This window comes from Actinoplanes auranticolor (assembly GCF_018332655.1).
Lineage (GTDB): Bacteria > Actinomycetota > Actinomycetes > Mycobacteriales > Micromonosporaceae > Actinoplanes > Actinoplanes auranticolor.
The window spans coordinates 133281-153800 of the sequence record NZ_BOQL01000016.1 but is presented as its reverse complement, the minus strand read 5'-3'; the positions used below and the strand labels follow the sequence as shown (position 1 = coordinate 153800).

Here is a 20520-nt window from a genome sequence, read left to right as displayed (position 1 = left end):
CCTGATGTGGACCGGCTCGACCTGATGTGGACCGGCTCGACCTGGCGTGGACCGGCCCGGCCTGGCGTGGACCGGCCCGGCCTGGCGTGGACCGGCCCGGCCTGGCGTGGACCGGCCCGGCCTGGCGTGAACCGGCCCGGCAGGATGTGGACCGGCTCGGCCTGGCGTGGACCGGCCCGGCCTGGCGTAAAGCGGCTGCCTGACGTGAACCCGGCCCGACGCGGGCAAACGCAAATCTGCCCGACCGGCCGCACGGGCGGCTACCCGGCGAGGACCTGGCCCGCGCGGCCCGACCTCATCCGCCCGACCGGCCGAACACGCGGCCGCCTGCCGTGGATCGGCTCGGCTCGACGTGGATCTCGGCCCGGCCCGACCCGGACCCGAGCGCGCCAACGGGAACCAGACCGACCCCACGGGCCGCCCACTTGACCCGCGACGGGCCCAAGGCCCGCCAGGCTGCGCCTCCATCGTCGTAGATGGATCTTCCGGGGCGTCAGTCATCGCCTCGGACTGGTAATCTGCTGCGTCGTGACAGACGACTCCCACCCCGCTCGGCGCGGTGGCGGCCCGCTTCGCGAGGACGCTGACGCGACGGCTCAGGTCGTCCAGCACGCCGGTGCTTCCGACTCCGCCAACGCCGCCGTCCCGGTGCCGCCAGCCGGTAACGAAATCCCTGGTCAGCGCACCGAACCGGTGCCTCACCACGGCCCGCCGCACGCTTTCCAGCCCGCCACGCCGCCGGCCTATCCGCATGGGGCGGCTCCGGGCGGAGGGGCAGCAGCGGCTGTTCCGACCGGGACTCCAGACCCCCTCAGCGAAGGACCGGCTGCAAATGGGGTCACAAGTGGCACACCGACCATCCACGACAGTGCGGCCGGTGGCTATGGCCCATTTCACCGCGGTGTCGGCCAGGTGAGTGCGCCGACGGCCGGAGCCGGTCCCGTCTACGGAGATCCGGCTGCTGCCAGTGGCAGCTCAGCCTTCGCCGCGCCTCCCACCCACGGCAACGCGCCGACGCCAGGAGTAGTACCGCCCGGCGGCACCCACCCGGCCTCAACGCCAGGTCACCCCTACGCAGGGCCGCCGGCCTCCGATGGGTACCACACCGCGGCGCCGGGTTCGGCATACGGCGAGACACCCGCTTCCGGCGCAACACCGCTCTCCAACCCAGGCCCCACCCCGCGCCCCGGAACGACCTACGGCGCCACCTCAACCTCGGGCGCAGATCCAACCTCCGGCGCCGCCTTCGGCGCCAACCCGGCATTCGGCGCCACCCCAACGTCAGGGGCGGATCCGACCTCCGGCGCCGCCTTCGGCACCATCCCAACCTCAGGCGCAGGCCCAACCTCCGGCGCCGCCTTCGGCACCACCCCAACCTCCGGAGCCGGCCCCACCTCCAGCCCTCCGAGCTGGTCAGCCACCGACCCCATCTCCGGCAGCACCCCCGACCCCTACGGCTTCTCGGTAGCCCCGTCCTTCAACGCCGGCCCCCGCATCGAGCCCACCCCCAAACAACCCAAAAGCCGCTTCCTCATCCCCGCCCTGGCCGGCCTGGTCGCCGGACTCGTGATCTTCGGCACCGGAGGCTGGTTCCTCGGCCGCTCCACCGCCGACAACCCTTCCGCGGCCCCGGCCGTCACCCCGTCCGCCCCGGCCCCGTCCGACCCCGCGGCCTTCCCGCCGTACGAGCAGAACCAGGTGGCGATCAACCAGCCGAAGTTCACCGGCCCGCTCGCCCCGGTCGCTCAGGGCTGGCTTCCCCATCTCTCCGGCTGCCAGCGCAACGGTGAGAAGGACGGCCCGGTCCTCAACAAGGGTGAGAAGAGCCGGGTCCGCTGCGAGATGGACGCCATGAGTGCGATCTTCGTGGAGTACGCCACCATCGCCGACCGGGACAAGGCGCGGGTGCGGACGCTCGGGCAGAACGTTGATGCCCGGACCCTCACGCCGGGCGCTGCCGGGGCCGCCGTGGAGCGGGCCACTCCTTCCGGCCGGACCAACGGCAACTACGTAGAGTACGCGTACCAGGCTTCCGGCAAGACCGTCAGTGGCATCTGGTGGGATGACTCCGCCACTCCGGTGGCCGCCTACCTGCTTGCTTACTGGAAGGAAGGGACCGGGCAGAAGTGGGAGCCGATGCGCGACGTCTGGGCCCGCTACGCCTGAAATGCCCAACAACGTACGTGAGCAGGGCGTGAGCGGGTCTGTGCCGTACGTCCCATCCGCTGCCGAATCATGAGTCCTTGACCGAAGCGGCACTTGCGACCTAGCCTCGCGTTACACAAGGTTTGCTCGACCATCGCAGGCTAAGCGCACAACATAGATCGCATTACATTACGGCATCACTTGAGGCGCAGGGCGCCGTCGATGCCTCCGCCGCCCGCAGACCGCGCGGGCGGCGGCCAGTCATACCCGCGGTCGGTCCTCGACGCCAACGCGTGGCGCCGTCGGCTGACCACGCCCGCGGTCAGTCGCCTTGGTCGGGCATTCCCTCAGGCAGCCGACGCAGTGATGCGGCGCGGCGAAGGGAGACTCGGCGAGATGACCGCCCTGGAGTGGGTACTCGTAGTGGCGATCGTCGTTCTTGCCGCCTTCGTGGTGGTCGGCCTGGTCCTCGGCGCGCGTGCGCTGCGTCAGCTGCAGGAGAGCAAGACCGCCGACCGGGAGAGCCGCGAGCAGACCCTCGACGCCGCCAAAGCCAAGGTCGACGACGCGAACGCCAAGGCTGCGTCCGTACGAGCGGAAGCCGCCGCCGCCAAGGCCGAAGCCACCTCCGCGCGGGCCGAGGCCCGCCGGGTCCTCGAGGCCGCCCACGAGGAGGCCGACACGATCCTCGAGCACGCGCACCGCCAGGCCGAGTCCGACGCGGAGCAGGTCCGCACGGCCGCCCGGCGCAGCGGCGAGCGCGAGGTCGCCCTGCTCAACGCGACCGCCAAGGAACACGCCGCGGAGGTCGAGCGCCGCGCGGCCCGTATCGACGAGCGTGAGCGGCTGCACGCCGACGAGGTGGAACGGCTGGTCGAGCGGGAGCGCCGGCTCGTCGCGATGGACGCCGACCTGGCCGCCCGCGAGGCCGCCCTGTCCGCCCGCGAGACCGAGCTGACCGTCGCCGAGGAGAGCCGCCGCAAGGAGCTCGAGCGGATCGCGGGCCTGACCGCCGACGCCGCCCGGGCCGAGTTGATCGACACGCTCGAGAGCCAGGCCAAGCGCGAGGCCGCGATCCTGATCCGGGACATCGAGAGCGAGGCCAAGCACACCGCCGACACCCGGGCCCGGCACATCGTGGTCGACGCCATCCAGCGGATCGCCAGCGAGCAGACCGCGGAGAGCGTGGTCAGCGTCCTGCACCTGCCCAGCGACGAGATGAAGGGCCGGATCATCGGCCGTGAGGGCCGCAACATCCGGGCCTTCGAGTCGACGACCGGCGTCAACCTGATCATCGACGACACCCCGGAGGCGGTGCTGCTCTCCTGCTTCGACCCGGTGCGCCGCGAGGTGGGCCGGCTCACCCTGGAGAAGCTGGTGCTCGACGGGCGGATCCACCCGCACCGCATCGAGGAGGTCTTCGACAGCGCCAAGAACGAGGTCGACCGGCTCTGCGAGCGCGCGGCCGAGGAGGCCCTGGTCGACGTCGGCATCACCGACATCCACCCCGAGCTCGCGACGCTGCTCGGCCGGCTGCGCTACCGCACCAGCTACGGCCAGAACGTGCTCAAGCACCTGGTCGAGACGGCCCACATCGCCGGCATCATGGCCGCCGAGCTGGGCCTGGACGTCCCCACGATCAAGCGGTCGGCGTTCCTGCACGACATCGGCAAGGCGCTGACCCACGAGGTGGAGGGCAGTCACGCGCTGATCGGCGCCGACCTGGCCCGCAAGTACGGCGAGTCCGAGGACGTCGTGCACGCCATCGAGGCGCACCACAACGAGGTCCAGCCGCAGACCATCGAGGCCGTGCTGACCCAGGCCGCGGACGCCTGCTCCGGCGGCCGGCCGGGTGCGCGCCGGGAGAGCCTCGAGGCCTACGTGAAGCGGCTCGAGCGGATCGAGGAGATCGCGGCCGGCAAGGTCGGCGTGGACAAGGTCTTCGCGATGCAGGCGGGCCGCGAGATCCGCGTCATGGTCCGGCCGGAGGACGTGGACGACATCGGGGCGGCGGTCCTGGCCCGCGACGTCGCCAAGCAGATCGAGGAAGAGCTCACCTACCCCGGCCAGATCCGGGTGACGGTCGTCCGAGAGTCGCGCGTGACCGAGTTGGCCCGGTAAGAAGCAAGGTCAAGGGCCAGATCAAGGGCAGGCTCAAGGGCTCAACGGCTGCGTGCCGATGACTGCGAGTAGTTGCAGCTGGTTCACGGCTGGGCTGCCCGGTGGGGCCGTGAAGAACTGGACGCGTTGGCGGCCGTCCTCGCTGAACAGGTTCTGGCAGTTGATGTCCAGCACGCCGAGCTCAGCGTGGTTGATGCGTTTGCGCTCGCCGCGCCGTACCGCCACATCGCCGGTCTCCCAGAGCGCGGCGAACTCACGCCCGGTCCGGTGCAGGCGGGTGACCAGGTCCCGGGCCTCCGGGTCGGTTCCGCGCCGGGCGACCGCCGCGCGCAGGTCGCTGACCAGCACCTTCGAGTGGTGCGGGTGGTCCGCTTCGGGATAGCCGGCCCTGATCGCGGGCTCCGCGAACCAGCGGTACAGGTAGTCGCGCACCGGCGGGCCCAGCAGCGCCTCGGCCGGCCTGTTCTGCACCACCGTCTCGTGCAGGTCGGTCATGATCCGGGCCGGGGTGCTGCCGAGCTGGTCCAGCAGGAGGAGCATCGCCGGTGGCACGTGCGCCGCCGTGCCCTGGGCCGCCGGCACCCCGCGCCCGGCCAGCAGGAACAGGTGGTCGCGTTCGTCGGCGTCCAGGCGCAGTGCCCGGGCCAGGGCCGCCAGCATCTGCGTCGACGGCTGGGCGCCGCGGCCGCGTTCCAGCTCGGTGTAGTACTCGACCGAGGCGCCGGCCAGCTGGGCGACCTCGTCACGGCGCAGGCCCGGCACCCGGCGGCGCGGCCCGGACGGCAGGCCGGCCTCCGTGGGGGTGATCCGGGCTCGCCGGGATCGCAGGAAGATGCCCAGCTCAGAGAGGTTCACCCGGCCAGTGTCGCCGGTGCCGGCCGCCGTATCCAGGGGCCGGCGTCCCCTGGATGACCGCCGGACCGGGCGCCACGCTTATGCCGGGTCAGCGGACGCCGGCCCGATGCCCACCACGATGCGGAGACGACATGCCGTTCGCGAATCTGAAGGTGCCCGCCGGGCTGCTCTCCAGCGAGCAGAAGGAGGTCCTCGTGCACCGGGTCACCGACCTGTACGCCGAGACGTTCGGCGACGCCGTACGGGACAACACCATGGTGCTCGTCGACGAGGTCGCCGACGGCGGCTGGGGCATCCGGGGTGAGGTTCTCACCCTGGCCAAGCTGCAGCAGCCCGGAGGCTGAGCGAACCGGCGCCCGGGCGTCCCGGGCGCCGGATCACCGCACTCAGGCGCCGCCCGCGCCGCCGGCCGGCACCGCCGCGACCGGCGCCGGGCCGCCGGACACCTTCGGTGCCTTGCCCTGGCGCCGGGTCCGGCGTTCCAGCCAGCCCGCGAAGGTGGTCAGGGACGCGTTCACCGTGATGTAGATGATCGCCGCGACGATGGCCGCCGCCACGATGTTGCCGAAGTTCGCCGCCAGCGTGTTCACGCCGTCCTGCAGCAGCTCCGAGTAGCCGATGATGTAGCCCAGCGCCGTGTCCTTGACCAGCACCACGAGCTGGCTGACGATCACCGGGAGCATCGCCCGGGCCGCCTGCGGCACCAGGATCTCGCGCATCACCTGGCTCTTGCGCATGCCGATCGCGTAGCCGGCCTCGCTCTGCCCGCGGGGCACCGACTTGATGCCGGCGCGGAACGCCTCCGCCAGCACCGAGCCGTTGTAGAGCGTCAGGCCGATGACCACGGCCCAGAACGGGTCCATCGGCGCCTCGGTGATGAACGGGACGCCGTAGAAGATGAAGAACATCAGCAGCAGCAACGGTACGGCGCGGAAGAACTCCACGATCACACCGGACGGCACGCTGAGCCACCAGTGGTCGGACAGCCGCCCCACCGAGAAGACGATGCCGAAGATCAGCGAGAGCACCATCGCGACCGCCGCCGCGCTCAGCGTCGCCCACAGGCCCGGCAGGATGTAGTCCGTCCAGGTGGACGACTCGGTGAACGGCCTCCACAGCGCCGCCGCCCACTGGCCCTTCTCGTCGAACTTGCGGTAGATCCAGTAGACCAGCCCCAGCGCGGCGACGCCGAAGACGGCGGTCAGTACCGCGTTGCGGATCTTCGCCTTGGGACCCGGGTGGTCGTAGAGCACAGCGTCGGCACTCATGCCATCGCCTCCGCTAGCGCTCCGGCGATGACATTCGTCGGACGCAGTGTTGATGATTCGCTCGCAAGCTCGCTCATCGCTTCACCGCCAGCCGGTTGGCCAGCCAGCCGAAGGCGTAGCCGGTGGGGATCAGGACGATGGCGAAGGTGCCGGCGAACACGAGGAAGATCGGGATGACCGCGTCACCGTTGGCGTTGATGAGTTCCTTCATCGCGTTCGAGGACTCCGCCAGGCCGATCGTGCCGACGATGGTGGCGTTCTTGGCCAGGGCGATGAAGATGCTGCCCAGCGGTGCGACCACCGCCCGCCCGGCCTGCGGCAGGATCACCATCGTGAGGGTCTGGAAGAACGACATGCCGATCGCGCGGGCGGCCTCGGCCTGTCCGGCCGGCACCGTGTTGATGCCCGAGCGGATGGCCTCGCAGACGAACGCGGCCGTGTAGACGGCCAGGCCGATCACGCCGAGCCAGTAGTTGTTGAGGTCGATGTCGTCGGCCAGGGACAGGCCCAGGGTCGAGAACAGACCGAAGTAGCAGAAGAACACGATCAGCGTGAGCGGCGTGTTCCGGAACGTGTTGACCCACAGCGTGCCGAAGCCGCGCAGCACGGGCACCGGTGAGACCCGCATGGCGGCGAGCACCACGCCGATCACCAGTGCGCCCACGGCGCCGGCCGCGGTCAGTTTCAGGATCCACAGGAATCCCGTCACGTACACGTCGATGTTCGTGGGATCGGAGAAGACGTCCATCGCCCTCACTTCCTCGCGCCGCGGCAGGGAACAACCGGGCGGGGCCGGCGCTGCCGGCCCCGCCCGTTCTCGAAAAGATCAGCTGCAGTTGGTCAGCTTGGCGACGTCCAGGGTCGGCGCCGCCTGCCCGCTCTTGCCGAGCGTGGTGTCCCACGCCGCCTTGTACGAGCCGTCCGCCGCGGCCGCCTTCAGGATCTCGTTGATCTTGTTGCAGCCCTCGACGTCGTCCTTCTTCAGGCCGACGCCGTACGGCTCCTCGCTGAACTTCTTGCCGACGACCTTGAACTTGCCGGCGTACTGGTCCTGCGCGGCGTAGCCGGCCAGGATGATGTCGTCGGTGGTGACCGCGTCCACCTGACCGCCGGCCAGCGCCGTCACGCACTTGGAGTACGCGTCGAACTGCTGCAGCGAGGCGTCCTTGTACTCGGTCTGGATCCGCTTGGCCGGCGTGGAGCCGGAGACGGAGCAGACCTTCTTGCCGGCCAGCGCCTCGGGACCGGTGATCGTCGAGGCGGCCGGCACCAGCAGGTCCTGGCCGGCGATGTAGTACGGGCCGCCGAAGTTGACGACCTTCTTGCGCTCGTCGTTGATCGTGTACGTCGCCACCACGATGTCGACCTGGCCCTGCTGGATGAACGGCTCACGGTTCGACGACACGGTCGTCTTGTACTCGATGCCGGACTCCGGGACCCCGAGACCCTTGGCGATGATCTTCGCGATCTCGACGTCGAAGCCGGTGTACGTGCCGCCGGTCTGCAGGCCGAGACCCGGCTGGTCGGCCTTGGTGCCGACCACGAGCTTCTTGTTGCTGGCCGTCTTGCCGACGATGCCGCTGGCGGTGGAGCCGGAGCCCGACCCGCTGTCGTCGCCGCCACATGCCGCGGCCGCCATCGCCAGGGCGAACGCCCCGACCACTGCCGTCATTCGGGTGATGCGCATCGTCCTGCTCCTCTGAGGTGAAACTGCGAACTGCGGGAAACTGCAAACATTGTGAACCTGCACGGACAACGCAGAGGGGGGAATCCGCTGTGGACGTTCAGTGGGTGAGGATCTTGGAGAGGAAGTCCCGGGCGCGCTCACTCTTGGGGTTCTCGAAGAACTCGGCCGGGGGCGCCGACTCGACGAGCTGGCCGTCGGCCATGAAAACCACCCGGTTGGCGGCGTGTCGGGCGAAACCCATCTCGTGGGTGACGACGACCATCGTCATGCCCTCGCGGGCGAGCGAGGTCATCACGTCGAGGACCTCGCCGACCATCTCCGGGTCGAGCGCGCTGGTGGGCTCGTCGAAGAGCAGGGCCTTGGGCTGCATGGCCAGCGCCCGCGCGATGGCGACGCGCTGCTGCTGACCGCCGGAGAGCTGGGCCGGGTACTTCTCCGCCTGGCTGGCGATGCCGACCCGGTCGAGCAGGGCCATCGCGCGCTCGCGGACCGCCGCGGGCTTCTCGCCGCGGACCTTGACCGGCCCCAGCATGACGTTCTGCAGGATGGTCTTGTGCGCGAAGAGGTTGAACGACTGGAAGACCATGCCGACCTCGCTGCGCAGCCGGGCCAGCGCCTTGCCCTCGGCGGGCAGCGTCTGCCCGTCGAAGGTGATCGTGCCGGAGTTGATCGGCTCGAGCCGGTTGATCGCCCGGCACAGCGTCGACTTACCGGACCCGGACGGTCCGATCACGACGACCACCTCGCCGCGCGCGACCGACAGGCTGACATCCTGCAGGACGTGCAAGGGGCCGAAGTACTTGTTGACGCCGTCGAGAACGATGAGAGGCTCGCTTGTCGGCACCGTCGGACCACCGTCCCGTCGTTGGGTTCACTCGGATGGGGTCACTCTATGGGCGCGGTTGTATCGGTTCACGCCGAGATTGGTCACGGAGCGGTAACTGTGCAGGTGTACAGCCGAAGGGATGTCCACGATGAGCGGTATGGCTGACGCCGATCCGAGTGACGGGCTTTGGAGCTGGTGTGTCGCCGGACGCCTGGATGCGGCTTTGGTCCGCGACGCTCTGTCGGGTGCTCTGCAACGGCCGGTGACGACCCTGGACGTTCCGGTCGCCGACGCGGTGCTGTGCGACGTCTGGCACGTCGGCGGCGACTTCCCGACGGCGGTCGAGTGCTTCCTGGCCCCCGGCGAGCTGACCGAGGCGACCATCGCCAGCGCCGTCGCGGTCCGGCTCGGCGCCGACCTGCTGCTGCCCGACGACACCCTCAACCCCACCCGGTACGTGCTGGCCGAGCCGGACGGGACGCTGCGGGCCGTGCACGTCGACGAGGTGGAGACCGACGACGGTATGGAGCGCCGGCACGTCCGCCCCTGCACGGGCTCGGACCCGGCCTGCGCCCGCGGCCCCGGTTGCAGCCGTTCGCGCTACAAGCCCGCCCCGACGCCGGAGCGACCCGCGGCGGCTTAGGGACTACCCTGGTCAATTGCCATGACTACCGAGACTTCTCCCGCCGCCGCCCGCACCTACGACGTGCGCACCTACGGCTGCCAGATGAACGTGCACGACAGCGAGCGCATCTCCGGTCTGCTGGAGGGCGCCGGCTACGTGCGGGCCGCCGACGCCGACGCGGCGGACGTGGTCGTCTTCAACACCTGTGCGGTACGGGAGAACGCCGACAACCGCCTCTACGGCAACCTCGGCCACCTGCGCCCGACCAAGCTGAAGAACCCGGACATGCAGATCGCGGTCGGCGGCTGCCTGGCCCAGAAGGACCGCGGCGACATCGTCAAGCGCGCGCCCTGGGTGGACGTGGTCTTCGGCACCCACAACATCGGCTCGCTGCCGGTGCTGCTGGAACGCGCCCGGCACAACCAGGACGCCGAGGTCGAGATCCTCGAGTCGCTCGAGGTCTTCCCGTCGACGCTGCCCACCCGCCGCGAGTCGACCTACGCCGGCTGGGTGTCGATCTCGGTGGGCTGCAACAACACCTGCACCTTCTGCATCGTGCCGTCGCTGCGCGGCAAGGAGAAGGACCGCCGCCCCGGCGACGTGCTGGCCGAGGTCGAGGCGCTGGTCGCCGAGGGCGTGCTCGAGGTCACCCTGCTGGGGCAGAACGTGAACTCCTACGGCGTGGAGTTCGGCGACCGGCTCGCGTTCGGCAAGCTGCTGCGCGCCTGCGGCGGGGTCGAGGGCCTGGAGCGGGTCCGCTTCACCAGCCCGCACCCGAAGGACTTCACCGACGACGTGATCGCCGCGATGGCCGAGACGCCGAACGTCTGCCATTCGCTGCACATGCCGCTGCAATCCGGCTCCGACGACGTGCTCAAGGCGATGCGCCGCAGCTACCGCTCGGAGAAGTACCTCGGCATCATCGACAAGGTCCGCGCCGCGATGCCGGACGCCGCGATCACCACCGACATCATCGTCGGCTTCCCCGGCGAGACCGAGGACGACTTCGAGCGCACCCTCGACGTGGTGCGCCAGGCCCGGTTCTCCAGCGCCTTCACCTTCCAGTACTCCAAGCGCCCCGGCACCCCGGCCGCGACGATGGCCGACCAGCTGCCCAAGCAGGTCGTCCAGCAGCGCTACGAGCGGCTGATCGCCACGCTCGAGGACATCACCTGGGCGGAGAACAAGAAGCAGGTCGGCCGCGAGGTCGAGGTCCTGGTCGCGACCGGCGAGGGCCGCAAGGACGAGCGCACCGGCCGGATGAGCGGCCGCGCCCGCGACGGCCGGCTGGTGCACTTCGCGACCGGCGAGCTGACCGGCATCCGCCCCGGCGACATCGTGACCACCGAGATCACGTACGCGGCCCCGCACCACCTGAACGCCGACGGCGCACCGCTGAGCCACCGCCGCACCCGCGCCGGCGACGCGCACGAGGCCGGCCGGGCCCCGCGCACCGCCGGGGTGACGCTGGGCCTGCCGACCGTGGGCATCCCGGCGCCGCTGCCCGCCACCACCGGCGGCTGCGCGCTGTAGCGGCGCCGCTCACCAGGGCACGGGACCGTCGTCGTTGAAGAAGCCGCCGGTCGGTCCGTCCGGTCCCAGCGTGGCCAGCCGGACCGCGATCGCCGCTCCCTGGGCCGGCGTCCGGTAGCCGGTGAAGCCGTTGAGGTCCGTGGCGACGTAACCCGGGTCGGTCATGTTCACCAGCACCGACCTGGCCGGGGAGATCCTGCCCCGCTGGCCCAGCATGCCGGAGGGCGCCGCGACCGGCCCACTGGTGCACGAGGCCGCCCAGCTGCTGCAGCTCATCGCCCTCGGGCAGACGATCGCCGTGCTGCCCGAGTCAGCCGGTGACGAGCTGCGCAGCGAGCTGGTCTGCGTGCCCGTCACCGACGCCGCCCCGATCGTGACGCTGCTGGCCTGGCCCGAGCGGAGCACGTCCCGCTCGCTGGCCGCGTTCGTGCGGGTGGCGGCCGACATCGCCGCCAAGCACCGTCAGAGCGACTCCACCTCAGCACCGGTACGCCCGGCCCGGGCGACACCCCAGTCGTAGAGCGCCTGCAGCACCGGCGCGAGGGTACGGCCCTCGTCGGTCAGGTCGTACTCGACGTGCGGCGCCGCGGTGCCCAGGTCGCGCCGGGAGATCAGGCCGTCGGCCTCCAGCTCGCGCAGCCGCTGGCTGAGCATCTTCTCGCTGATCCCCGGGGTCAGGCGGCGCAGCTCGCCGTAGCGGTGCACACCCTCCTCGAGGTGGGACAGCAGCACCGTGCGCCAGCGGCCGCCGATCACGTCGACGGTCAGCTCGACCGGGCAGGAGTATCGCTTGGGCACGCACCATTATGTGCGTTCTTGTGGCCGGCCCCCGATCCGTGGTGCGGTGGGGGACATGGGTGACACACCGACGCTCTACGAGTGGGCCGGCGGTACCGACGCGTTCTTCCGCCTGACCACGGTCTTCTATGCCAAGGTCACCGACGACGAGCTGCTCGGGCCGCTCTTCGCCCGGATGGACCCGGAGCATTTCCGGTACGTGGCCCTGTGGCTGGCCGAGGTCTTCGGGGGGCCGCCGGCCTACACCGAGGAGCACGGCGGCTACCCGCAGATGGTGACCAAGCACCTCGGCATGGCGATCACCGAGCCGCAGCGGCGCCGCTGGATCGACCTGATCCAGGACGCCGCCGACGAGGCCGGGCTGCCCGACGACCCGGAGTTCCGGGCGGCGTTCCTGGGCTACCTGGAGTGGGGCACCCGGCTGGCCAAGCAGAATTCCCAGCCCGGGGCCGACGTCGTCCGGCAGGCGCCGGTGCCGCACTGGGGCTGGGGAGTGGCACCGCCGTACCTGCCGGGTCAGGGCCTGTCCTAGCGATATCCGGTTGCCGCTGCCGCGATGATGGTCGAATGTTCAGCTTTGCCGATGTCACCCGTGCCCGCACCGTGGTCCACCAGCACCTGCCGCCGACGCCCGTGCGCTCCTATCCGGCGCTCGACGCGGCGGCCGGGGCGACCGTCCTCGTCAAGCACGAGGACCGGCAGCCGGTCGGGGCGTTCAAGGTACGCGGTGGCCTGACGCTGCTCGCCGCCATGTCCGAAGAGGACCGGTCCCGCGGCACGGTCAGCTACTCCACCGGCAACCACGCGCGGTCCCTGGCGTACGCCAGCCGGATCTACGACGCGCCCTGCACGGTGGTGATGCCGGCCGCGGCAGCTCCCGCCAAGGCGAAGGCGATCGAGGCGCTGGGCGCGCAGGTGGTCCTGCACGGCGACGACCTGGAGGCGGCACAGCGCCACGCCGAGAAGCTGGCCGGGCAGTCGGGCGCGCGGCTGGTCAGCCCGGGCGACACGCCGGAGCTGCTGGCCGGGGTGGGCACGCTCTACCTGGAGATCTTCGAGGCCCGTCCGGACCTGGACGCGATCCTGGTCCCGGTCGGCAGCGGTACGGGCGCGAGCGCCGCCACCGTGGTCGCCCGCGAACTGGCCCCGGACTGCCGGGTCATCGGCGTGCAGTCATCCGAGTCCCGCGCCGCCCACGACTCGTGGCAGTCCGGCGAGCTGGTGCAGCGCCCGAACCGTACCCGGGTCGCCGGCCTGGCCACCGGCCGCGGCTACGCCCTCCCGCAGAGCGTCATGCGCGCCGGCCTGGCCGACTTCCTGCTGGTCACCGACGACGAGATCGCCGCGGCCCAGCGCCTGCTGGCCACCACGGCGGACACCGTGGCGGAGGGCGCGGGCGCGGCTGCCCTGGCGGGCCTGCTGAGCCGCCCGGATCTGTTCGCGGGGACCCGCGTGGCGGTCGTCTGCACCGGCGGCAACGCCGACGAGTCGGAGCTCGCGATGCTGGGCTGACCGGAACAGGCGCACACAGCAAGAGTCCCGCCGGTCAGCCCGGATCCCAGTGATCTGCTGGCGGCGGGACTCTGTGCGCGTACCGGAAAGGTTTTATCCGGCTTGTTCGGCGAGGGAGAGGAACTGGCGCTTGGAGGCCAGCGCCTGTTCGGCCTCCTTGATCCGCTTCGCGTCGCCCGCGGCCTGGGCCCGGGCCAGCCGCTGCTCGGCCTCGGCGACCTGCTCGCGCATCTGCTGCAGCAGCGGGTTGTCCTGCGGCGTGGTCTTGCGCCACGCCGAGTCCATCGCGATCCGGATGCGTTCCTCGGCGGCCCGCCAGCGGCGGTCCAGCGACGCGGTCGACTCGCGGGGCACCCGGCCGGCGTCATGCCAGGCCGCCTGGGCGTCCCGGAGCTTGTTCTGGGCGCCGCGCGGGTCCGCGTCGACGTCCAGCGCCTCGATCTCGGCCAGGATGGCCTGCTTCTTCTCCAGGTTGCCCTTGTACTCGGCGTCACGGGCCGAGAAGACCTCGCTGCGCCGGGTGAAGAACGCGTCCTGAGCCGCCCGGAAGCGTTCCCAGAGGCGCTGCTCGGCCTCCTTGGCGGCGCGGGGAGCGGCCTTCCACTCGTTCATCAGGTCCTTGAGCCGGTTGGCCGTGGTGGACCACTCGGTCGAGTCGGCCAGCGTCTCGGCCTCCTTGACCAGCTCCTCCTTGGCCGTCTGGGCCTGCTTGCGCTGCCCGTCCAGGGTGGCGAAGTGCGCACCCCGGCGGCGGGTGAAGCCGTCGCGGGCCGCCGCGAAGCGCTTCCACAGCTCGCCGTCGGTCTTCTTGTCGACGCCGCGGATGGTCTTCCACTCGTCGAGGATCTCCTTGAGCCGGTCGCCCGCGCTCTTCCACCCGGTCGACTCGGCGGCGATCGTCTCCGCCTCCTCGACCAGGGCGGTCTTGCGCGCCAGGGCCTCGCCCCGGGCCACCTCGCGGGCGGCCTTGGCCTCGCCGGCCTTCTCCTCGGCGACCGCGGTCAGCCGGTCGAGGCGGGCGGCGAGCCCGTCGATGTCGCCGACGACGTGTGCCTCGCCGAGGCCGGCGCGGATCCGCTTCACGCTGGTCAGCGAGTGTGTGGCGTCCGCGGCACCGGACTTGAGCCGGGCCTCGATGAGGTCGACCTCGGTCACCAGGTCCGCGAACCGCCGGGCGAAGTGGGCCAGGCCCTCCTCGGGTGTGCCCGCCTGCCACGAGCCGACCACGCGGTCGCCCTCGGCCGTCTTCACATACACGGTGCCGTCGGCATCCACGCGGCCGAAGGCCGTCCAGTCGTTCATGAGCCCACCCTCGTTCTCCCGGCTGCGCGAGCCTCGCTGCCCGCGACCGCCGCCATAGCGCAGTCGAATGCCATCATCCCATCGGCATTCTTTCTCGCGCATTGTCACAGGTCCAACCCGGTTCCGGGGAAGCGCCCGCGAACGACCGTGACCAGCCCGTTACGGTGGCTCCGTGCCATTGCTCCCAGGTTCGCCGGTGATCGCGGTGGTCGGGCCCACCGCGGCCGGGAAATCCGCCCTCAGCATCGCGCTCGCCCACGCCCTCGGTGGCGAGGTGGTCAACGCCGACTCCATGCAGCTCTACCGGGGGATGGACATCGGCACCGCCAAACTGACCGCTGACGAGCGGGAAGACGTCCCGCACCACGTGCTGGACGTCTGGGACGTGCGCGAGCCGGCGAGCGTGGCGGCCTATCAGGAGCTGGCCCGCGCGGCCGTCGACGACATCCTCGCCCGGGGCCGGGTGCCGCTGCTCGTGGGCGGCTCGGGGCTGTACGTCCGGGCCGTTCTGGAGGAGTTCGAATTTCCCGGCACGGATCCCGCCATTCGGGAGCGGCTGGAGCGGGAGCTCGCTGCCGTGGGACCGGCACCGCTGCACGAGCGGCTGCGGACGCTCGACGAGCCGGCCGCCACCAAGATCCTTCCGTCCAACGGCCGGCGCATCGTCCGGGCCCTCGAGGTGATCGAGCTGACCGGCGCGCCCTTCACCGCGTCACTGCCCTCGCCGACGCCGTACTACCCGTCGGTGCAGCTCGGTGTCGACCGCGAGGCCGGGGCCCTGGACCAGCGGATCGCCGATCGGGTCGACCTGATGTGGGCGGCCGGGCTGCTCGACGAGGTACGCGGCCTCGACGGGCTGCGCGAGGGCCGCACGGCGAGCCGGGCCCTGGGGTACCAGCAGGCGCTCGCCCAGCTCGACGGCGAGTTCACCCGGGAGCAGGCCGTCGAGGACACCGTGCGGGCCACCCGGCGCTTCGTGCGCCGGCAGCGCTCGTGGTTCCGCCGCGACCCGCGGATCACCTGGCTCGACGGCGCGTCACCGACCCTGACGGAGGACGCGTTGGCGGCCTGCGCGGCGGCTGCGCGATGATGGACCGCGTGTTGTTCACCAAGGGCCATGGCACCGGCAACGACTTCGTCATCCTGGGCGACCCGGACGGGGCGCTGCAGCTGACGCCTGCGCTGGTCGCGGCGCTCTGCGACCGGCACCGCGGCATCGGCGCCGACGGCGTGCTGCGCGTCGTGCGCAGCGCCAAGCACCCGGAGGGCGCGGGCTCCGCCGCCGACGCCGAGTGGTTCATGGACTACTGGAACGCCGACGGATCCCTGGCCGAGATGTGCGGCAACGGCGTCCGCGTCTTCTCCCGCTATCTGATCGCCAACGGCCTGGCCACGCCCGGCCCCGAGGGCCTGCCGGTGGCCACGCGGGCCGGCGTCGTGCGCGCGGCGGTCGAGGCGGACATCATCTCCGTCCACATGGGCGCCCCCGAGGTGTACGCGGCCAGCACGGCGACCGTCGGCCCGCTGACCTTCCCCGGTATCGCCGTGAACTGCGGAAACCCGCATCTGGTGTGCGGCCTGCACGACAGCCTGCCGCTCTCCTCGCTGGACCTGCACGTGCCGCCCGGCTTCGACCCCGCGCTGTTCCCGTCCGGCGTGAACGTCGAGTTCACCACCCCGGGCGCCCCGGTGGAAGGTGCGGACCTGCACGTGCACATGCGGGTCTACGAACGCGGCTCGGCCGAGACGCTGTCCTGCGGATCCGGAGCCCTCGCGGTCGGCGCGGTGGCTCTGCGTGACGCCGGGCTGGCCGAAGGTGTGGTGGCGGTGGACCTGCCGGGCGGCCGGCTGACCGTCACCCGCAGAGGTGACTCCTGGTGGCTGGCGGGTCCGGCCGTGCTGGTCGCCACGGGCGAGGTCGACCCGGCGGCCCTCGGCTGATGGCCGGGCTGCACCGGGTGGCGCACCGGGGCTATTCCGCCGTCGCGCCCGAGAACACCCTGCCGGCCCTGGCGGCCGGGGTCCTGGCCGGCGCCACGCTCATCGAGTTCGACGTGCGGACCACGGCCGACGGGGTGCCGGTGGTGATCCACGACCGCACGGTGGACCGCACCACGGGCGGCACCGGCCACATCTGGGAGCTGACCCTGGACGAGATCTCCGCGCTGGAAGCCGGCTCCTGGTTCTCACCGGCGTACGCGGGGACCCGGATTCCGCTGCTGCGCGAGGTCATCGACCTGCTGCGCCCGCATGCCGTCCTGGCACCCTCGGCCGAGGAGGCGGGCGTCACGCCTGACACCGCGCCCCGGATCGAGCTGTTGCTGGAGATCAAGCCGCCGACCACCCCGGAACAGGTCAAGGTCATCCTGGGCCAGGTCACGGAGGCCGGCCTGCGGGACCGCACGGTGGTGCAGAGCTTCGACCCGGAGATCGTCCAGCTCGTCGGCGAGGTCGCCCCGGACGTGCGCCTGGGCCTGCTGCGGCACGGCTTCGACGACGAGCAGGCCCGGGTCGCGAAGGAGCTGCGGCTCAGCTATGTGAATCCGAACCTGCGGGCAGTGCTGGCCGACCCGCCGGCGGTGGCCGCGCTGGCCGACGCGGGGGTCGGGGTCATGCCCTGGACGCCCAACGACACGGCGCTCTGGCCGGCGCTGGTCGAGGCCGGGGTCGCCGGCCTGATCAACGACCGTACCGGTGAGCTGACCGGCTGGATGATCGCCCGCGGGCTGGCCTGACCCGTCCGCGCGGCCCGGCTCGTCCTCCGGGCCGCGCGTGTCCGCTGCTCTCAGAAGGTCCCTTCGGGCGCCTGCTCCAGCTCGGCCTCGGGCACTGCCGCCGGGTTGACCGGGGCGGGGGAGCCCTTGACCACGGCGCGGATCGCCGCCGCCACCGCCGGGGTGACCCGCGCGTCGAAGACGCTCGGCACGATCACCGTCGGGTTGAGCTTGTCCTCGCCGACCACGTTGGCGATCGCCATCGCGGCGGCCAGCGCCATCTCCTCGGTGAACTCCTCGGCGCTGACGTCGAGCATGCCGCGGAACACGCCGGGGAAGGCGAGCACGTTGTTGATCTGGTTGGGCTGGTCCGAGCGGCCGGTCGCGACCACCGCGGCGTGCTGCCGGGCCTCGCGCGGGTCCACCTCGGGGTCCGGGTTGGCCAGCGCGAAGACGATCGACTTCTCCGCCATCTTGGCGATGTCGTCACCGGTGAGCAGGTTCGGCGCGCTGACCCCGATGAAGACGTCCGCGCCGACGATCGCGCCCTTCAGGTCCCCGCTGTAGTTGTCCTTGTTGGTGTGCTCGGTCAGCCACTGCCAGGTCGGGTTGAGGTCGTCCATGCCGCGGTGCAGGGCGCCCCGGCGGTCGTACGCGATGATGTCGCCCACGCCCTGGCGCAGCAGCAGCTTCATGATCGCCGTGCCCGCGGCCCCGGCCCCGGAGACCACGACCTTGACGTCGGCGAGGTCCTTGCCGACCACCCGCAGCGCGTTGGTGAGCGCGGCCAGCACGCAGATCGCGGTGCCGTGCTGGTCGTCGTGGAAGACCGGGATGTCCAGCAGCTCACGCAGCCGCATCTCGATCTCGAAGCAGCGCGGGGCGGCGATGTCCTCCAGGTTGATCCCGCCGTACGCCGGGGCGATCGCCTTGACGATGGCCACGATCTCGTCGGTGTCCTGGGTGTCGAGCACGACCGGCCACGCGTCCACGCCGCCGAACCGCTTGAACAGCGCGGCCTTGCCCTCCATCACCGGCATCGCGGCGGCCGGGCCGATGTTGCCCAGGCCCAGCACGGCCGAGCCGTCGCTGACCACGGCGACCGTGTTGCGCTTGATGGTGAGCCGGCGCGCGTCGGCCGGGTTCTCCGCGATGGCCATGCAGACCCGCGCCACACCCGGCGTGTACGCCCGGGACAGCTCGTCACGGTTGCGCAGGGCGACCTTGGAGTTGACCTCGATCTTGCCGCCCAGGTGCAGCAGGAAGGTGCGGTCGGAGACCTTGCGGACGTCGACGCCGTCCTGCGCCTCGAGCTGCTTGACGACCTGGTCGGCGTGGCTGGAGTCGGCGGTGTCGCAGGTGAGGTCGACGAGCACCCGGGTGGGGTCGGAGTCCACCACGTCGAGGGCCGTCACGATCGCACCGGCCTCGCCGACGCAGGTGGTGAGCCGGCCGATGGACGAGGCGTCGGCGGTCACGGCGATACGGATCGTGATCGAGAATCCTGCACTGGGCAGGCGGGTGGTCACCACGGTGTTCCCTCCGTCGTTGGCGGGTGCGTACCCGCATTCTTGCGCTTCGGGAATACCGGCCACCAATCCGGTGGTTGAATGAGAGTCAGACACTCCTGCGACAACGCCCCGCCGGGTTAAGTGGATGCGCCGACGAGTCCGGCGTGCCACCATCGGCGGAGGAGGTCACCTTTTGCGTACTGAGGTATTCGAACCCGACGTCACCACCGGTGAGCTGGAGCTCGAGGAGCGCCGTTCGCTGCGCCGGGTCGCCGGTCTCTCCACCGAACTCACCGACATCACCGAGGTCGAGTACCGCCAGCTGCGACTCGAACGGGTCGTCCTGGTCGGCGTCTGGACCGGCGGCAGCAGCGACGACGCGGAGAACTCGCTCATCGAGCTCGCCGCGCTGGCCGAGACGGCCGGTTCCGAGGTGCTCGAGGGGCTCATCCAGCGCCGCAGCCAGCCCGACGCGGCCACCTTCATCGGCCGGGGCAAGGTCGACGAGCTGCGCGACGTGGTCATCGCCACCGGCGCGGACACGGTCATCTGCGACGGCGAGCTCTCGCCCTCGCAGCTGCGCAAGCTCGAGGAGCAGGTCAAGGTCAAGGTCGTCGACCGCACCATGCTGATCCTGGACATCTTCGCCCAGCACGCGAAGAGCAAGGAAGGTAAGGCGCAGGTCGAGCTGGCCCAGCTGCAGTATCTGCTGCCCCGGCTGCGTGGCTGGGGTGACTCGCTGTCCCGTCAGGGCGGTGGCGCAGGCGGCGGTTCCGGCGGCGGCGTGGGCACGCGTGGTCCCGGTGAAACCAAGATCGAGACGGACCGGCGGCGGATCAACACCCGCATCTCGAAGCTCAAGCGCGAGATCAAGGCCCTGCGGACGGTACGCCAGACCAAGCGGGCCAAGCGCACCAACAGCGGCGTGCCCGCGGTGGCGATCGCCGGCTACACCAACGCCGGCAAGTCCAGCCTGCTCAACCGCCTCACCTCGGCGGGCGTGCTGGTCGAGGACGCGCTGTTCGCAACCCTGGACCCGACCACCCGCCGGACCGCCGCCGAGGACGGGCGCGTGTTCACGCTCTCCGACACGGTCGGCTTCGTCCGGCACCTGCCGCACCACATCGTCGAGGCGTTCCGCTCGACGCTGGAGGAGGTGGCCTACTCGGACCTGATCGTGCACGTCGTGGACGGCGCGCACCCGGATCCCGAGGGTCAGGTGTCGGCGGTCCGCGAGGTCCTCGGCGAGGTGGGTGCGGACCGCATCCCCGAGCTGCTGGTCGTCAACAAGATGGACGCGGCCGACGAGGAGACGATCCTGCGGCTCAAGCGGGCCTGGCCGGACGCCGTGTTCGTGTCGGCGCACTCGGGGCTGGGCATCGACGACCTGCACGCGGCGATCGCCCGGCAGCTGCCGCGGCCGGCCGTGGACATGCGGGTGCTGCTGCCGTACGACCGGGGTGACCTGGTCGCCCGGATCCACCGCGGCGGGCAGGTACTGGACACCCGGCACACCGAGCAGGGCACGGAACTCAAGGTCCGGGTGGGCGAGCAGCTCGCCGCCGAGCTGGAGAACTTCGTCGCTCCTTAGCTTCCGCTTACGTGTGTTTTAAGTGGCACCCT

Annotated in this window: 22 protein-coding genes; 13 read left to right on the top strand and 9 right to left on the bottom strand. The window is 71.2% G+C overall.

The annotated features are described in order from the left end of the window. The first annotated feature begins 26 nt into the window (after nt 1–26). The 3 genes from Aau02nite_RS08370 (at nt 27) to rny (ending at nt 4266) form a co-directional block, all read left to right on the top strand. The gene (locus Aau02nite_RS08370; protein WP_212987732.1) at nt 27–203 is read left to right on the top strand and encodes a hypothetical protein; all 177 of its coding nucleotides are present in this window, start codon (nt 27–29) and stop codon (nt 201–203) included. Between the two features lie 1363 nt (nt 204–1566). After that, on the top strand, nt 1567–2166 hold the full coding sequence (locus Aau02nite_RS08365) for a hypothetical protein (RefSeq protein WP_212987731.1): 600 nt from the start codon (nt 1567–1569) through the stop codon (nt 2164–2166). Nucleotides 2167–2541: 375 nt separating this feature from the next. Beyond that, complete coding sequence (rny, locus tag Aau02nite_RS08360) at nt 2542–4266, top strand: ribonuclease Y (protein ID WP_212987730.1); 1725 nt, start codon at nt 2542–2544, stop codon at nt 4264–4266. A 33-nt stretch (nt 4267–4299) separates the two neighbouring features. Here the strand turns inward: rny and Aau02nite_RS08355 are convergent, their stop codons facing one another. Further along, nucleotides 4300–5121 (bottom strand): MmyB family transcriptional regulator, encoded by an 822-nt coding sequence (locus tag Aau02nite_RS08355; RefSeq protein WP_212987729.1) that lies wholly within the window; start codon nt 5119–5121, stop codon nt 4300–4302. Nucleotides 5122–5252: 131 nt separating this feature from the next. On the opposite strand from Aau02nite_RS08355, the gene Aau02nite_RS08350 reads away from it, so the two are divergent. Continuing rightward, entirely contained in the window at nt 5253–5465 is a 213-nt protein-coding gene (locus tag Aau02nite_RS08350; protein WP_212987728.1) for a tautomerase family protein, read from the top strand. 42 nt (nt 5466–5507) lie between these two features. Here Aau02nite_RS08350 and Aau02nite_RS08345 read toward each other — a convergent pair whose 3' ends face one another. From Aau02nite_RS08345 to Aau02nite_RS08330, 4 genes are all read right to left on the bottom strand, one after another. After that, nucleotides 5508–6389 (bottom strand): amino acid ABC transporter permease, encoded by an 882-nt coding sequence (locus Aau02nite_RS08345; RefSeq protein ID WP_212987727.1) that lies wholly within the window; start codon nt 6387–6389, stop codon nt 5508–5510. Nucleotides 6390–6462: 73 nt separating this feature from the next. After that, entirely contained in the window at nt 6463–7137 is a 675-nt protein-coding gene (locus tag Aau02nite_RS08340; RefSeq protein WP_212987726.1) for an amino acid ABC transporter permease, read from the bottom strand. A gap of 78 nt (nt 7138–7215) precedes the next feature. Next, nucleotides 7216–8076, bottom strand: coding sequence for a glutamate ABC transporter substrate-binding protein (locus Aau02nite_RS08335; RefSeq protein WP_212987725.1), 861 nt, complete (start codon nt 8074–8076; stop codon nt 7216–7218). A 97-nt stretch (nt 8077–8173) separates the two neighbouring features. After that, nucleotides 8174–8920 carry an amino acid ABC transporter ATP-binding protein gene (locus Aau02nite_RS08330; protein WP_212987724.1) on the bottom strand — a complete coding sequence of 249 codons (747 nt, stop codon included), beginning with the start codon at nt 8918–8920 and terminating at the stop codon, nt 8174–8176. 139 nt (nt 8921–9059) lie between these two features. Here Aau02nite_RS08330 and Aau02nite_RS08325 point away from each other — a divergent pair, with 139 nt between their 5' ends. Next, complete coding sequence (locus tag Aau02nite_RS08325; RefSeq protein ID WP_246594987.1) at nt 9060–9545, top strand: hypothetical protein; 486 nt, start codon at nt 9060–9062, stop codon at nt 9543–9545. Nucleotides 9546–9566: 21 nt separating this feature from the next. Next, entirely contained in the window at nt 9567–11060 is a 1494-nt protein-coding gene (gene miaB, locus Aau02nite_RS08320; protein WP_212987722.1) for a tRNA (N6-isopentenyl adenosine(37)-C2)-methylthiotransferase MiaB, read from the top strand. A gap of 9 nt (nt 11061–11069) precedes the next feature. Here the strand turns inward: miaB and Aau02nite_RS08315 are convergent, their stop codons facing one another. Then, nucleotides 11070–11225 carry a Rossmann-fold NAD(P)-binding domain-containing protein gene (locus Aau02nite_RS08315; RefSeq protein ID WP_212987721.1) on the bottom strand — a complete coding sequence of 52 codons (156 nt, stop codon included), beginning with the start codon at nt 11223–11225 and terminating at the stop codon, nt 11070–11072. On the opposite strand from Aau02nite_RS08315, the gene Aau02nite_RS08310 reads away from it, so the two are divergent. Beyond that, complete coding sequence (locus tag Aau02nite_RS08310; protein ID WP_212987720.1) at nt 11224–11580, top strand: type 2 periplasmic-binding domain-containing protein; 357 nt, start codon at nt 11224–11226, stop codon at nt 11578–11580. The two genes, Aau02nite_RS08315 and Aau02nite_RS08310, sit on opposite strands and share 2 nt — an antisense overlap. On the opposite strand, the gene Aau02nite_RS08305 is transcribed toward Aau02nite_RS08310, so the two are convergent. Beyond that, on the bottom strand, nt 11523–11858 hold the full coding sequence (locus Aau02nite_RS08305; RefSeq protein ID WP_212987719.1) for a winged helix-turn-helix transcriptional regulator: 336 nt from the start codon (nt 11856–11858) through the stop codon (nt 11523–11525). The genes Aau02nite_RS08310 and Aau02nite_RS08305 overlap by 58 nt on opposite strands. Before the next feature lie 55 nt (nt 11859–11913). Here Aau02nite_RS08305 and Aau02nite_RS08300 point away from each other — a divergent pair, with 55 nt between their 5' ends. Both Aau02nite_RS08300 and Aau02nite_RS08295 read left to right on the top strand, forming a co-directional pair. Next, entirely contained in the window at nt 11914–12390 is a 477-nt protein-coding gene (locus tag Aau02nite_RS08300; RefSeq protein ID WP_212987718.1) for a group II truncated hemoglobin, read from the top strand. A 35-nt stretch (nt 12391–12425) separates the two neighbouring features. Further along, nucleotides 12426–13370, top strand: coding sequence for a threonine ammonia-lyase (locus Aau02nite_RS08295; RefSeq protein ID WP_212987717.1), 945 nt, complete (start codon nt 12426–12428; stop codon nt 13368–13370). A 93-nt stretch (nt 13371–13463) separates the two neighbouring features. Here Aau02nite_RS08295 and Aau02nite_RS08290 read toward each other — a convergent pair whose 3' ends face one another. Next, complete coding sequence (locus Aau02nite_RS08290; protein ID WP_212987716.1) at nt 13464–14672, bottom strand: DUF349 domain-containing protein; 1209 nt, start codon at nt 14670–14672, stop codon at nt 13464–13466. A gap of 178 nt (nt 14673–14850) precedes the next feature. Here Aau02nite_RS08290 and miaA point away from each other — a divergent pair, with 178 nt between their 5' ends. The 3 genes from miaA to Aau02nite_RS08275 are packed head-to-tail and all read left to right on the top strand — an operon-like array spanning nt 14851 to nt 17407. Next, nucleotides 14851–15762 carry a tRNA (adenosine(37)-N6)-dimethylallyltransferase MiaA gene (miaA, locus tag Aau02nite_RS08285; protein WP_212987751.1) on the top strand — a complete coding sequence of 304 codons (912 nt, stop codon included), beginning with the start codon at nt 14851–14853 and terminating at the stop codon, nt 15760–15762. After that, nucleotides 15762–16613 (top strand): diaminopimelate epimerase, encoded by an 852-nt coding sequence (dapF, locus tag Aau02nite_RS08280; RefSeq protein ID WP_438841112.1) that lies wholly within the window; start codon nt 15762–15764, stop codon nt 16611–16613. The genes miaA and dapF overlap by 1 nt, the downstream gene beginning before the upstream one ends. Then, a complete protein-coding gene (locus Aau02nite_RS08275) occupies nt 16613–17407 on the top strand; it encodes a glycerophosphodiester phosphodiesterase (protein ID WP_212987714.1) in 795 nt (264 codons plus the stop codon). Before dapF ends, Aau02nite_RS08275 begins: the two co-directional genes overlap by 1 nt. 50 nt (nt 17408–17457) lie before the next feature. Here Aau02nite_RS08275 and Aau02nite_RS08270 read toward each other — a convergent pair whose 3' ends face one another. Continuing rightward, nucleotides 17458–18918 carry an NAD-dependent malic enzyme gene (locus Aau02nite_RS08270; RefSeq protein WP_212987713.1) on the bottom strand — a complete coding sequence of 487 codons (1461 nt, stop codon included), beginning with the start codon at nt 18916–18918 and terminating at the stop codon, nt 17458–17460. Between the two features lie 172 nt (nt 18919–19090). Between Aau02nite_RS08270 and hflX the strand changes: the two genes are divergently transcribed. After that, the gene (gene hflX / locus Aau02nite_RS08265; protein WP_246594986.1) at nt 19091–20488 is read left to right on the top strand and encodes a GTPase HflX; all 1398 of its coding nucleotides are present in this window, start codon (nt 19091–19093) and stop codon (nt 20486–20488) included. Nucleotides 20489–20520: the final 32 nt, after the last annotated feature.